A 13,710-nucleotide genomic window follows, 5' to 3' on the forward strand; every position below is an offset into this window, starting at 1 on the left:
TTGTCCGGCTTGACGCTGCCGCCGTAGAGGACGCGCAGCGTGTCGCCCGCCTGGGCGCCGCAGCGCGAGGCCGCGACCCAGCGAATCAGGGCCGCGACCCGGTTGGCCTCCTCGCCGGTCGCGGTGCGGCCGGTGCCGATCGCCCAGACCGGCTCGTAGGCCACGACCAGCGGCACCGCGGGCCGCCCGCCGAGCCCGCCCACGGCCGCTTCCACCTGCATCGTCACGAGCGCATCCGTCTGGCCGGCCTCGCGCTCGACGAGGCGCTCGCCCACGCAGATGATGGGCAGGAGATTCGCGATGACCGCGGAGCGCACTTTGCGCTCGAGCGCCGCGTCGGTCTCCCCGTACCATTGCCGGCGCTCCGAGTGGCCGAGAATGACGCACCTGCAGCCGGCGTCGACCAGCATCGACGGGCTGATCTCCCCCGTGAACGCGCCTTTGTCTTCCTCGTGCATCGTTTGGGCGCCGAGCACGACGGTCGTGCCCGCGAGCGCGCGGCCGACAACATCGAGCGCCGTCGCGGGCGGGCAGAGCGCCACGTCGACCCCGCGGACATTCGCGATCGCCGCGGTCACGTCGCGCGCCAGACGCTCCGCCGGCCCCCGGGTCATGTGCATCTTCCAGTTACCGACGATGAACGGGACGCGCTTAGGCATTCTGCAGCGCCGCGATGCCGGGCAGGATCTTGCCCTCCATGAACTCCAGCGTCGCGCCTCCGCCCGTGCTGACGTGGGTGACCTTGTCCGCGTAGCCGAACTGCTCGACGGCCGCCCCCGTGTCGCCCCCGCCGACGATCGACTCGCCGCACGACTCGGCGACGGCCTTCGCGATCGCCCGAGTGCCGGAGGCGAACTCCGGGATCTCGAAGACTCCCATCGGTCCGTTCCAGAGGATCGTCGCGGCGCCCGCGATCGGCGCGCCCATCGCCGCGACGGTGCGCGGTCCGATGTCCACGCCGAGCCACCCGTCCGGGATCGCCCGCGCGTCGACGATCCGGGTCGGCGCACCGGCCTCGACCTTCTGGGCCGCAACGACGTCGATCGGCAGCACCATCGTGACCCCGCGCGACTCGGCCTCGCGCAGCAGCTCGGACGCGAGCGGGAGCTTCTCCGCCTCGAGCAGCGACGATCCGATCTGCGCCCCCGCCGCCTTGAGGAAGGTGTAGCACATGCCCCCGCCGATCAGCATCGTCGTCGCCAGGCGAAGCAGATTGCGGATCACGCCGATCTTGTCCTCCACCTTCTTGCCGCCGAGGATCACGACGAGCGGCGTGGACGGATGCTCGAGCACCTTGCCGAGGAAGGTCAGCTCGCGCTCCATCAGGAGGCCGGCGACCGCGGGAAGATACTGCGTGATCCCGACCGTGCTCGCATGGGCGCGGTGGGCCGTCCCAAACGCGTCGTTCACGTAGACGTCGGCGAGGCGGGCCAGGGCGTGGGCGAAGATGGGCTCGTTGGCCTCCTCCTCGCGGTGAAATCGCAGGTTTTCGAGCAGGACCACGTCGCCCGCGCGCATCGAGAAGACCTGATCCTCGATGACGGGGCCCACGCAGTCGTCCACCTTCTTGACCGGCCGGTGAAGCAGTTCGCTCAAGCGCGCTGCGATCGGATCCATGCGCAGCGAGTCGTCGGGCCCTTTCGGCCGCCCGAGGTGGGAGGCCAAGATCACCATCGCGCCGTGATCCAGCAGGTACTGGATCGTGGGCACCGCGGCGCGGATACGCTGGTCGTCCGTGATCCGTCCGCGGTCGAGCGGCACATTGAAATCGACGCGGACGAACACCCGCTTGCCGCGGACGTCGATGTCCCGAACGGTCTTCTTCTTCGTGCCCACCGCGGCGCTCACACGCCGCGCGAGACCATGTACGCGACGAGATCCGCCACCCGGCACGAGTAGCCCCACTCGTTGTCGTACCAGGACAGCACCTTCGCGAGACTGCCGACGACCATCGTGGACAGGCCGTCGATGATGCCGCTGCGCGGATCGCCCTTGTAGTCGACGGAAACGAGCGGCTCGTCGCTGTAGCCGAGAAGACCCTTCAGTTCCTCCGCCGCGGCGCGCTTGTAGGCGGCGTTGATCTGCTCCGCCGTCGCCGGCTTCGCGAGCGACACCGTCAGGTCGACCACCGAGACCGTCGGCGTCGGCACGCGCATCGCCAGGCCGTTGAGCTTGCCCTTCAGGCCGGGCAGCACGAGGTTGATCGCCTTCGCCGCGCCGGTGGTCGTCGGGATGATGCTCAGCCCGGCCGCGCGGGCCCGCCGGAGATCCTTGTGGACCGTGTCGAGGATCACCTGGTCGTTCGTGTAAGAGTGGATCGTGTTCATGAACCCGCCGGCGATGCCGAAGCTCTCGTCGAGCACCTTCGCGGTCACCGACAGGCAGTTGGTGGTGCAGGAGCCGTTGCTGATCACCTTGTGCTTCGACGGGTCGTAGGCGGTGTGGTTCACGCCCATGTTGACCGTGAGATCCTCGCCGGTCGCCGGCGCGCTGATCACGACGCGCTTCGCCCCGCCCTGCAGGTGGCCCGCCGCCTTCCCCGCGTCGGTGAAGCGGCCGGTCGACTCGATGACGACGTCGACGCCGTACTGCTTCCACGGCAGCTTCGCGGGGTCGCGCTCGGCGATGACGGCGATCGAGCGGCCGTCGACGACCAGCGTGCCGTCCCGGCCCTCGACCGTCCCGCGATACGGGCCGTAGGTGCTGTCGTACTTGAAGAGGTGCGCGTTGGTCTTGACGTCGGTCAGGTCGTTGACCGCGACGACCTCGAGGTTCGTATGGCGCTCGAGAATCGCCCGCAGCACCTGCCGCCCGATCCGTCCGAATCCGTTGATCCCCACGCGTGGCATCGGTCCGCCTCCCGTCGTGAACAACTACCGTCGTACGCGCGCGCCCTGCGCGCGCGTGTCATGCCCCGAGTCAATCCATAACGCTGTGCCCGGGCGCATCCTATCCGGCGGCGGTCCGATCCGCGCTCGGACGTGAGCCGTACGCCGCGGACCGGCTATCCCGGCTCCTCGACCTCCGACGGCCGGTCCCGCCAGACCAGCCCCAGCAGATCGCGCCGGATGAAGCCGATATTATTGAAGATCCGGATGCTGAACGCGATCACCGCCCCGAGGTAGATGTCCAGCCCCAGCAGGTCGCCGAGCGCGGTGAGGGCCGCCGCGAACACGGTGTTCACGACGAACCCCGACAAGAACACCCATAGGTCGAAGCGACGCTCGCACTGCGCCCGGATCCCGCCCAGGATGGTATCCACCGAAGCCAGGATCGCGATGGCGCTGTACTTTACGTAGCTGAGCGGGACTTGAACGCTGACCAGCAGGCCGAGCGCGAGGCCGGCCAGGAGACCTACGATCGGCAGCCACACAGCGCTACCCTCCCGTCCCGGCCGGCTTAGCGTAGCGGTACACGAACCCGCCGCTGTACGCGGGCACCAACAGGTCGGTGCCCGGCGTCACGGTCACCGGGAACTCGAACGCCCGCAGTTGGTCCAGAATCCCGCCGCGCGCCTGCGCGGCGACCATCATCGCGTCCGTGTTGCCGACGGCGACGATCCGGTACGGCGGGGCCATGCGCCGCGTGTTGCACAGGATTGTGGTCCCGACGCACGACAAACCGGTCGTCGCCATGATGCGCTCGTCGTTCACCGCGACGGCTTCGGCCCCCGCCGCCCACAGCATGTTGACCACGGCGCGAACGTCGGAGTAGTGGATCAGCACCAGGTTCGGATCCTCGCCCGGCCGAAGCGGCCTCCGGCTGTCGGTGATCGTCACCGACACACCCGGCCCGCGCACCGCGGTCAGGGCGGCCGCGGACCGCAACTTGGCGAGGTCTTCCGTCAGGGAAGCGGCGACGCGCCGATCGCCCGCGGCGCGCTGCTCGTCGTCCGCGATCTCGCGTCGGAGATCGGCGATCTCCGCGCGCATCGCCGCCTGGCGCCCTTCCTCCGCACGGTACCGGTAGGCCACCTCGTCGAGACGGCCCGAGCTGACCTGGAGGCCGGTTTCAATCGACTGTTCTGTGCGTGACTGCACGGCAAAGACGAAGCCGACCGCAACCGCAACGGCGGTCAGCGCGACCTGCCACCGGCGGATGCCCGCACCCGCGGCGCGCCCGCGGAACCTCATGCGGGCGCTCCCATCCGATCGAAGAGGCGGCCCGCTTCGCGGCCCCTCGGCGTCACCCGAAGCACGCCCCACTGGACGCATTGGACCGCGCGCGCCGCGACATCCGGCGCCGCTACGACGAGCCGCCGTCCCACCGGGTCCACGTCGACGATTGTACCCATCGCCATGATGGTACCACGGCGGGCGGCCAGCCCGACCAGCAGGTGTCGGAGCGCGTCCCGAGGGATGTCGGCAAGGACGCGGGACGGTGCGACCCGCCGTCCGCGATAGACGGCCGGGCGCTGCGGAATCACGTCGCGAAGATCGAGCACGAGTTCTGCGGCCCCGGCGAAGTAGGCGGCAAACCGCCCCTCGCGACGCGCGCGCCGTTCCGCGGCCGAGCGGCGCCTGACGGCGGGCGCGGGGCGCAGCCTGTGCACGACGGTGTCATGAGAAACGCGCGCGAGAATCGGCTCGGCTTCGCAGCCGCGCTGAATGGCCACGAGGTGCCGCGGGGCCAGCAGCCGGATCTTACGGACTTTCGCGGCGGCGCCCGCGCCTTCGATCCACCCCGTCGTATCGACGACCACGATCTCTGCCCCCTCGCGCCGGGCGCGCCGGGTCAGCTCGAGCGTTCCCTGGAGAAGGTACCGGTACACCCGCTGGGGGGTCGTGTCGCCGACGAACCAGAGCCCGGCCGGCGGAATGGCATCCATGCGGCGGACCGGCGTCCGCACCGGCCCCCAGCCGACGGCGGCCGGCGGCCCCAGATCAGACTGGCCCGTATCGGCGTCGACAACCGCCGCCGCGACGCCCGCGCGCGCGGCCGCGGCGGCCAGATGCGTCGCGGTGGTCGTCTTGCCGACGTCCACCGCCCCGAGCATCATCACGGTTCCGGGCAAGGCCACGACGGCGGAAGCCACCGTGTGCCAATCGCCACCGCCCGGGACGTTCAGTTCTTCGCGCTCTCCAGCTTCTGCTTGATTCGCTTCAGCCGGAAGACGTCTTCGCGGGCCCGCTGCTCCAGCACGTCGCGGATGTACCGGATCTCGCCGCGCACACGCGGGATCACGACCTGTTCCAGCGCGTTGACCCGGCGCGTCGTCTTCTTGATCTCTTCGCCGATCTTCCTCAACGTGATCTCAGTCCCGGCCACCTCGAGGAGCGCGTCCACGACGTCTTCGAACCGGTCGGCGCTCTCGATCGTGCGCGCCGACACGGACGCGGGATCGACGTTGCGCTCCAGCAGGGACCGCTTGACGCCGTTCGTCGCGATGCTGGGGATACGCGTGCCCCAGACGTTCTTGGTGTCGATCCCGACCTCCAGGCGGCGGGGATCCGCCAGCGCGACGGCCTCGAGCGTCTCCCGGCCCTCGACGGCCTTGGTCAGCCCGAGCAGCGTGTAGGACTGCTCCGCGGACTGCGTGAGCTTCTCGCGCGCGGCCAGCGCCCGCCGCACGATATTGAAGAAGTCCGCCACAAGCGCGTCCCGCTTTTTCTTCAGGAGGTCGACACCCTGCTGCGCCAGCTTCACCTGGTTCTGGCGCTGCAGCAGGTTCATTCGGGTGGGGCTGATCGTCTCAGCCATAACGGCTTCTCCTCATGTTATCCGAGCGACGGAGGGGACCCCGCCCCTACCGCACCTCGCCGGGGCGGAACATCTTGTCGGCCTGCTCCCCGTAGTAGTACTTGTCTACGTGGTCGCGGCTGATGCGCGTCAGCGCGGTCTTCGGGAACACCGACAGCAGCTTCCAGCCGAGCGTCAGCGAGTCCTGAATGGAGCGGTCGCTGTTGCCTTGGTTGATGAACTCTTTCTCGAACGAGTCGGCGAACTTCAGGTACAGCCGGTCGTTCTCGGTGAGCGCCTCCTCACCGATGATCGCGACGAGTCGGCGGAGGTCGAGGCCCTGCGCGTACGCGGAGTAGAGCTGGTCGGCGACCTGCCGGTGGTCCTCGCGCGTGCGGCCCCGTCCGATGCCGTTGTTCATGAGCCGCGAGAGGCTCGGCAGCGGGTTGATCGGCGGGTAGATGCCCTGCCGGTGGAGCGGCCGCGCCAGCACGAGCTGGCCCTCCGTGATGTAGCCGGTAAGGTCGGCGATCGGGTGCGTGATGTCGTCGTCCGGCATTGTGAGGATCGGGAATTGCGTGATCGTGCCCTTCTTGCCCTTGATGCGGCCGGCGCGCTCGTAGATGCTGGCGAGGTCGGTGTACATGTAGCCGGGGTAGCCGCGGCGCCCGGGGATCTCTTCGCGCGCCGCGCCGATCTCGCGCAGGGCCTCGCAGTAGTTCGTCATGTCGGTGAGGATGACGAGCACCTGCATGTCGAGCTCGTACGCGAGGTACTCCGCGACGGTGAGCGCGGTCCGCGGTGTCATCAGGCGCTCGATCGTCGGGTCGTCGGCCAGATTCATGAACACCACGCTGCGCGCGAGGGCCCCCGTCGTCTCGAACTCCTGGATGAAGAACGCGGCCTCGCGCTGAGTGATCCCCATCGCGCCGAACACGACCGAGAACTGCTCCGCCTCGCCGAGCACTTTCGACTGGCGCGCGATCTGCGCCGCGATCTCGTTCGCGGGCAGGCCGGCGCCGGAGAAGATCGGCAGCTTCTGGCCCCGGACCAGCGTGTTCATTACGTCGATCGTCGAGATGCCGGTTTGGATGAATTCCGCCGGCTTCTCCCGCGCCACCGGGTTGATCGGGGCGCCGAGGATCGGCAGGCGCTTCTCGGGGATGATCGGCGGCAGGCCGTCGATCGGATCGCCGAGACCGTTGAACCGCCGGCCGATCATCTCGCGGCTGACGCCGATCCGCGCGACGTCCTCGCGCAGGCTGAGCGACGTTTTCGCGAGGTCCATGCCGCGCGTTTCTTCGAACACCTGGATGACCGCGTTTTTCTCCGAGACTTCGATGACCTGCCCGCCGCGCACGCTGCCGTCCTGCACGTGGATCTCGACGATCGCGCCGTAGGCGAGGTCCCGGGCGCCCTCGACAAACAGCAGCGGGCCCGAGATGTAGTTGATGCTCGTGTAGCGCTTGGTGGCGAGATCCATGTCAGCTCCTCCGCCCGTCGCCCGACGCCGCGCCCGCCGACGCCTGCGCATCCCGCGGGCTCGTCCCCGCGGCGGCCTCGCCGCCTGCCTTCGCGAACGTCTGCGCGAGCCCGTCCATGAACTCCTTGAGCGCCGCCGGAAACTTGTCGTTCGGCACTTCCTTGAACCGCGCGATCCGCTCGTTCTGCGGCAGGTTGAGGATCTCGTCGATCGTCATCCCCCGCTGCAGACCCTCGAGCGAGGCTTCGTAGAACGCCCGGATCCCTTGGATCATCCCGTAGGCCTTCTCGAGCGAGCACGACGCGTCGACGTCGCTGAACGCGCTCTGCTGCAGGTAGAATTCACGGATCATGCGCCCGGCCTCGATCACCATGCGCTCCGCGTCCTGGAGCGCGTCGGGGCCGACCAGTTGGACGACCTCCTGCAGGCCCGCCTCGCGCGCGAGGATCGCGCTCAGCCACGTGCGCTGGTCGGCGAAATCCTCCGCCACCTGCTTCGCGTACCACGGCGCGAGCAGCGCCTCGTACAGGCTGTAGGACCGGTTCCAGTTGATCGCCGGGAAGTGGCGGCGGTAGGCAAGCTGCGCGTCGAGCGACCAGAACGTGCCGACGATGCGCAGCGTGCTCTGGGTGACCGGCTCGGACAGGTCGCCGCCCGGCGGCGAGACGGCGCCGACGACCGTGACGGCCCCGATGCGCTCGTCCTTGCCGAGGACGACGGCGCGTCCCGCCCGCTCGTAGAACGCGGACAGGCGGCTCGCGAGGTACGGCGGGTAGCCTTCCTCCGCCGGCATCTCCTCCAGGCGGGACGAAATCTCGCGCAGCGCTTCCGCCCAGCGGCTCGTGCTGTCGGCCATCAGCGCGACGCGGTAGCCCATGTCGCGGAAGTACTCCGCCATCGTGACCCCGGTGTAGATGCTGGCCTCGCGCGCCGCGACCGGCATGTTCGAGGTGTTGGCGACGAGGATCGTCCGCTCCATGAGCGGCCGGCCGTTGCGCGGGTCTTCGAGCTCCGGAAACTCCGTCAGCACGTCGGTCATCTCGTTGCCGCGCTCGCCGCAGCCGACGTAGACGATGATGTCGGCGTTGGACCACTTCGAGAGCGTCTGCTGCACGACGGTCTTGCCGCTGCCGAAGGGGCCGGGGACCGACGCGGTCCCGCCCATCGCCACCGGGAACAGCACGTCCAGGATCCGCTGGCCGGTGATGAACAGCTCCGTCGGGTCGAGCTTGCGGGCGGCGGGTCGCGGCACGCGCACGGGCCACGTCTGCATCATCCGCAGCTCGGCGCCGTTCGTGAGGCGGGCGACGACATCGGTCACCGTGAAGTCGCCGCTCTTGATCTCGGCGATCTCACCGGCCGGGGCGTCCGGCGGCACCATGATCCGGTGGGCGTAGGAGTACTCCTGGACCTCCCCGAGCACGTCGCCCGGCCCGACCCGCTCACCGGCCTTCGCCGACGCCTTGAACGCCCACTTTTTCGCCCGATCCAGCGAGTCGACGACCACGCCGCGCGAGATGAAGTCGCCCTGCGCGTCGCGGATCTTGTCGAGCGGCCGCTGGATGCCGTCGTAGATGCTGCTCAGCATGCCCGGGCCGAGTTCGAGGGCGAGCGGGGCTTCGGTCGACTCGATCGGCTCCCCGACGTACAGGCCCGACGTGTCCTCGTAGACCTGGACGAACGCCGTGTCGCCGTCGAGGCGGATGATCTCGCCGATCAGCTTCTCCTTGCCGACGCGGACGATGTCGTACATCCGCGCGCCGGCCAGACCTTCGGCGATGACCGCGGGGCCCGAGATACGCGTGATCTTGCCGGTTGGTGCCGCCATCCCTTCTCCTCCGTCTCTCACCGCAGCTTGACGGCGAATCCGATGTGCTCCTTCACCAGCCTGGAAATGTACGCCTCTCCGGACTCAAGGTTCGCGCGCGCCGGGGGCAGCGGCACGATCAGCGGCAGGTCGCGGCCCCGCAGGAGCCGCGTCCGCGCGTCCTCGGTGCCGTGCAGCAGGTCTTCGTTCACCGCGAGCAGCCCGTAGCCGGCCGCGGTCAGCTCGCGGATCAGCTCGAGCGCCTGCTCGGGCGTGCCCGCCTCGCGGACCTCGACGCCCGCGAGACGGAACCCCGTCGCCGTCTCGGGATCGGTGATCACCGCGACCTTATACATTCACGATCTCCTGGCGCGCGACGTCCGTCGCAAGCCCGAGCTGCCGCGCGTGCGCGATCACGCGCACGTTGGCGACTTCCGCCGCCTTGCGCGTGAGGTAGCCGACGACCACGTCGATGCCCAGCGGATCGCCGAGCAGCATCTGCGCGGCCATGCGCTGGACCCCGCGGTCGACGAACCGTTCCATCTCGAGCAGGTCTTCCGTGCCCGTCAGATCCACGCCGAGGATCTTCGTGCCCTGGACGTCGGCGATGCTGGTCTGCGGATCGGCGAGTACGAGAAACCGCTCCCGCGAGATCGCACCGCCCAGCACGAAGAACTGGTCCCGCTCCTCGCGCGGGAGCTCCCGGATCCGCCGCAGACGCAGCGCGGTCTTGAAGTTCGTGGCGGTGACTTCCGCGCTGAGAAAGCGGCGGAAGCTCGTCTCGCCGTCCCCTTCGCCGTCGGCAACGCGGTAGCCGTACTGCGCGTACGCACGGTCGAGCGCGAGTTCGACGTCGAGCAGGCCGCCGCTCCGCTGCGCGGCATCCGCGCCTTCCCGCAGCGCCCGGCCCAGCGGATGCATCCAGGTCTGCAGCGTGTCCGCGATCGCGCGCAGGTCGGGCTGCTCGAGCAGCTCGCGCAGCCGGACCTCGCTGAGCGACCCGCCCGGGTAAAGGGTGGACAGGATGTCGTCGTCGGGCTTGTCCGTGTGCTTGCCGCGGACGATCGCGCGGATGTTCTGCAGATCATAGCGCAGCAGGACGACCTCGATCTGGCGCCGCTCCGCCCCGTCGGCAAAGCTCAGAATGCGGCGGGTCGCGTGGTAGAAGTTCTGCGCCAGCGCCTCGTCGATCGCCCGCACGCCGCCGAACCGGCTGAGGGCCTCCTGCAGCTCGGCGTTGTACGGGGTGTCGACGAGCGCCTGAATAATCGCGGGGACATCCGGCGCCGCAAGCAGCTCCTCCAGACGCGACGGCGGAAGGAGCTGGGATTTCATGACCTTGACCCGCGCGTTTATGTAGGAAAAATCACCCACGCCTCACCGGCTCCACAACGTCTCGGCGACCCGGGATACCATCTCCCGCCGGGCGTGGCTCAGGCGGCTACCGATCGTGTTCTCCACGACCACGCGGCCGTCCGGCGAGGCGACGCGGACACCGTCGGCGACGTCCCGCGCCTCGCGCACCTCGGCGTCGAGTCCGAGTTCGCGGCACGCGTCGCGAACCGTCTGGACGTCCGCGGGTGCCGTCTCCACCGTGAGGCGGCCGGAGAGGCCCCGCGCCGCCTCGCGCAGCAGCCCGCGGAGCACCGCGCCGCGCCGCTGCGAGTTGGCCCCGGCCGCGCCGGTGCGCAACTCGGCTTCCGCCTGCTCGAACACTTTGCGGATCGCCTCGTCTTTCGCGGCCAGCACGAGCGCGGCCGCGCGCAGGCTCGCGGTGCTGGTCGCCCGCGCCCGGGCCTGGGCCTGCTCCGCCTCCACGCGCCGGCGGGCCTCAGCCTCGATCTCCTCGGCCTCCCGCGCCGCCGCCGCGGCGACCTCCTCGGCTTTGGCCTGCGCCTCGTTCAGCGCCTGGTCTTTCTCGACCCGCGCTTCCTGCTCGAGGAGCTGCATCAGCTGCGTTCCCACGCGACCGCTCCGCCCGCCCTAGATCTTGCCGTACAGAAAGAACGCGATGACGAATCCGAAGATGACCAGCGTCTCGGGGATCACGAGCAGGATCAGCATCGTGCCGAACATCTCCGGCCGCTCGGCGATGACGCCCGCCGCCGCTCCGCCGATACGCGACTGCGCGATGCCGGTGCCGACCGCGCCGAGGCCGATCGCGAGGCCCGCGCCCACGCCCAAGAGGCCCGCCCCCGTGCCGGCCCCCGCCGCCTGCGCGGCCTGCTGCGCGCCCGCTCCCATTGCCAAGAGCATCAGCCCGACGGCCGTCAGGCCGAGAACCGTCCACACTTTCCGAGACTTCACGCTCCACCCCCGCTGCGTTGAAATGGCCGGTACGGTCGACCGGTGTCCTGGTAGTATTTGAACTTGGAGAAAAACTCGACCCAGTTGAGCCGGGCGGGCTGCAGGATGTGCCCGATGATCGTCAGGCCGAAGAACATGATGTGCGCGACGGCGCCGACGAAAATGCCGATGATCAGCGCGGGCGCCTTCCCGCCGATGGTGTTCGCCACGATGGCGAGGGCGAGCGACGCGACGCCGACCGCGAAGATTCGGGCGTACGAGATGATCGCGCCGAACGTCGAGATCGATTCCATGATCCACATCGCGCTGCCGAAGCTGGCCGAGAACAGCAGCGAGAGGAGGAACAGCACCGCGCACCCCAGCATGACGGGGCTGAAGAACGACGACGGCAGCACGTGCACCTGCGTCGCGAGCCACAGGAACACCGTCGTCCCGCCGAAGAGAAGCGCCGCCGCCTCGAGAAATTCCGTCCGCTCACGGTGCCGGACGGCCTTCACCATCTCCATGAAGAGCCCGAGGTAGACCTGGGCGAGGCCGAAGCCCACCGACAGATAGAGGTAGGTATTGATCCCCTCGAGCCGGTCGAAAATCGGATGGAAGCCCGGGAACAGCCGCTGCGGAAGATCGCCGAAGAACTCGCCGAAGACGATCCCGAAGAGGAACGTGAACGAGGTCATCCACGTGAGCAGCGCGACGACGCGCCGCATCACGACCGGCGTCAGCGTGAACCCGAAGTCCATGCCGGCCAGAACGACGCGCCACGGCTTCCCCGTCCGCGCCTTGCCCGCGAGCCACAGCGTGATTCCCAGCAGGAACAGGCCGTATCCGACGTCCCCGATGATGAGACCGACCCAGAGCGGCATCGAAATCGCGAACCAGATCGTCGGATCGAGCGTTCCGTACTTCGGCGGGTCGAAGATCGCGAGGAACATCTCGAACGGCTTGAGCCATCCGGGGTTGTCGAGCAGCACCGGCACGGCTTCCGCGTGGTGCACGGGGGCCGGCTCGTCGAAGACCATGACGCCGTCCGCGAATCGCTTCTTGAGGCCCTCGCGCACCGCGGCGACGCGGGCGCTGGGCACCCAGCCGTATAGCACGAACGCGTACCGCGACTGCGGCGTCTGCGCCATCAGCTCGTAGCGGTGCACCGCGTCCCGCGCCACCACGGCGATCGCCGTCACTTCGGGCCGGTGCCGCCGGCTGAGCTCGATCAGCTGCCGCCGGCAATCCTCGATCTCGCCCGGCAGCACGCGCGCCCGCTCCTGGAGGTGGGTCACGGCCTGCGGCAGCGGCATCCCGCGGACGCCGGCGGGCAGGCGGAGTTCGCTCGCCCCGGCACGGGTCAGCACGGGTCGCACCGCGTCCGCGTCGCGGCGGGCGTACGCCGCCACGACGGCGAGCCGGTGCGCGTCGAGCGCGCGGTTCACCACCTCGACCCTGCCCTGCGTCGCCGCGGCCAGTTCGCCGCGCAGCGCCTCGAGCGCGCCCGGCTTCGCGTCGATGAGGAACCCGGCGGCCTCCAGCGTGCGGCTGCCCTGCAGCGGAGCCAGCAGGGGCGCGAGGATCTCGATCGCGCGCCCGTAGGCCTGGAGGATCTCCTGCTCCTCTTCCGCGTCCAAGAGGCGCCGCGTAAGATCCTTGGCCTGCGTCTCCACGGCGTCGAGCCGCGCCCGCAGCGCCTCGGGCGACTGCGTTTCGTACGGTTCGGTGGACACGGGCGGAATCTCGAGGGCCGGGAGGAGCGCGAGAATCGCCTCGGCGCGGGTGCGCACCGCGTCGATCGTTTCGCGCGCCGCCTGGTCGCGTGCGTCGAGCGGCCGCGGGCCGATGCCGTCCTCGATCGGCCGGACGTGGTCGACATGCAGGCTGCCGAGGCCCTGAATCGCGCCGGCAACGTCCGCCTGCAGCCGCCGGGGCCCGAGCACGGTCACCCGGCTCATCGATACGATCATGCCTGGCTCCCGAGAACCTCGCGGACGACGAGCTCGACCGCCTTGGCGCGCCGCTCCTCCGCCTGCTTGCGGATGGCCGCGGCTTCCGCCTCGGCGCGCGCCACGATTTCCTTCCCGATGCGCTCGGCCTCGCGTGACGCCTCCGCGGAGGCGCCGGACGCGATGTCGCGGGCGCGGTCGCGGGCCCGCGCGCGCAGTTCCTCGCCCTGCCGCTGTGCCTGTTCCACGCGCCGGGTAGCCTCGGCGCGAGCGTCGGCGACCTGGCGCTGCAGCTCCTGTTCGCGCTGCGCGATCTCGCGGAGCAGGGCTTCACCCGATTGACTGCCGGGGGAATCGTGTGCGGTCATCTCGCATGCTCCTGCGTGGAACAAAAAAATACCGTCCGTAGACCGTGGTTGAGCCGCCTGCCGGCCCGCGGACGTTGGCGCTCCACTGCGGCCAACATCGTAACAACCCCCCAAAATGGTGTCAAGAAAGAAGCC

15 protein-coding genes are annotated in these 13,710 nt (G+C 69.5%); all 15 read right to left on the bottom strand.

Translation table 11 applies throughout. The features are described from left to right. A partial coding sequence (tpiA, locus tag VFL28_06780; protein ID HET7264357.1) for a triose-phosphate isomerase occupies nucleotides 1-659 on the bottom strand: 659 nt, incomplete at its 3' end. Continuing rightward, on the bottom strand, nucleotides 652-1,836 hold the full coding sequence (locus VFL28_06785; GenBank protein HET7264358.1) for a phosphoglycerate kinase: 1,185 nt from the start codon (nucleotides 1,834-1,836) through the stop codon (nucleotides 652-654). The genes tpiA and VFL28_06785, both read right to left, overlap by 8 nt. 8 nt (nucleotides 1,837-1,844) lie before the next feature. Further along, nucleotides 1,845-2,849: a type I glyceraldehyde-3-phosphate dehydrogenase gene (gene gap, locus VFL28_06790; protein ID HET7264359.1), complete on the bottom strand. Its 1,005-nt coding sequence runs from the start codon at nucleotides 2,847-2,849 to the stop codon at nucleotides 1,845-1,847. A gap of 155 nt (nucleotides 2,850-3,004) precedes the next feature. Next, nucleotides 3,005-3,373, bottom strand: coding sequence for a small basic family protein (locus VFL28_06795; GenBank protein HET7264360.1), 369 nt, complete (start codon nucleotides 3,371-3,373; stop codon nucleotides 3,005-3,007). 4 nt (nucleotides 3,374-3,377) lie between these two features. Beyond that, nucleotides 3,378-4,133, bottom strand: coding sequence for a DUF881 domain-containing protein (locus tag VFL28_06800; protein HET7264361.1), 756 nt, complete (start codon nucleotides 4,131-4,133; stop codon nucleotides 3,378-3,380). Beyond that, entirely contained in the window at nucleotides 4,130-5,035 is a 906-nt protein-coding gene (locus tag VFL28_06805; GenBank protein HET7264362.1) for a Clp1/GlmU family protein, read from the bottom strand. The genes VFL28_06800 and VFL28_06805 overlap by 4 nt, the downstream gene beginning before the upstream one ends. A gap of 29 nt (nucleotides 5,036-5,064) precedes the next feature. Next, the gene (locus VFL28_06810) at nucleotides 5,065-5,700 is read right to left on the bottom strand and encodes a V-type ATP synthase subunit D (GenBank protein ID HET7264363.1); all 636 of its coding nucleotides are present in this window, start codon (nucleotides 5,698-5,700) and stop codon (nucleotides 5,065-5,067) included. A 46-nt stretch (nucleotides 5,701-5,746) separates the two neighbouring features. Next, nucleotides 5,747-7,162, bottom strand: coding sequence for a V-type ATP synthase subunit B (locus tag VFL28_06815; GenBank protein HET7264364.1), 1,416 nt, complete (start codon nucleotides 7,160-7,162; stop codon nucleotides 5,747-5,749). 1 nt (nucleotide 7,163) lies between these two features. Beyond that, nucleotides 7,164-8,990: a V-type ATP synthase subunit A gene (locus VFL28_06820; GenBank protein HET7264365.1), complete on the bottom strand. Its 1,827-nt coding sequence runs from the start codon at nucleotides 8,988-8,990 to the stop codon at nucleotides 7,164-7,166. Nucleotides 8,991-9,007: 17 nt separating this feature from the next. Next, nucleotides 9,008-9,325: a V-type ATP synthase subunit F gene (locus tag VFL28_06825; protein ID HET7264366.1), complete on the bottom strand. Its 318-nt coding sequence runs from the start codon at nucleotides 9,323-9,325 to the stop codon at nucleotides 9,008-9,010. After that, nucleotides 9,318-10,343, bottom strand: a complete 1,026-nt coding sequence (locus tag VFL28_06830) for a V-type ATPase subunit (protein HET7264367.1) — start codon at nucleotides 10,341-10,343, stop codon at nucleotides 9,318-9,320. Before VFL28_06830 ends, VFL28_06825 begins: the two co-directional genes overlap by 8 nt. A gap of 3 nt (nucleotides 10,344-10,346) precedes the next feature. Further along, entirely contained in the window at nucleotides 10,347-10,934 is a 588-nt protein-coding gene (locus VFL28_06835) for a V-type ATP synthase subunit E (protein ID HET7264368.1), read from the bottom strand. Between the two features lie 18 nt (nucleotides 10,935-10,952). Beyond that, on the bottom strand, nucleotides 10,953-11,213 hold the full coding sequence (locus VFL28_06840; GenBank protein ID HET7264369.1) for a F0F1 ATP synthase subunit C: 261 nt from the start codon (nucleotides 11,211-11,213) through the stop codon (nucleotides 10,953-10,955). Between the two features lie 59 nt (nucleotides 11,214-11,272). After that, a complete protein-coding gene (locus tag VFL28_06845; GenBank protein HET7264370.1) occupies nucleotides 11,273-13,228 on the bottom strand; it encodes a hypothetical protein in 1,956 nt (651 codons plus the stop codon). After that, the gene (locus VFL28_06850; protein ID HET7264371.1) at nucleotides 13,225-13,575 is read right to left on the bottom strand and encodes a V-type ATPase subunit subunit G family protein; all 351 of its coding nucleotides are present in this window, start codon (nucleotides 13,573-13,575) and stop codon (nucleotides 13,225-13,227) included. Before VFL28_06850 ends, VFL28_06845 begins: the two co-directional genes overlap by 4 nt. Between the last annotated feature and the right edge of the window lie 135 nt (nucleotides 13,576-13,710).

This window comes from bacterium, from assembly GCA_035691305.1.
Taxonomy (GTDB): domain Bacteria; phylum Sysuimicrobiota; class Sysuimicrobiia; order Sysuimicrobiales; family Segetimicrobiaceae; genus DASSJF01.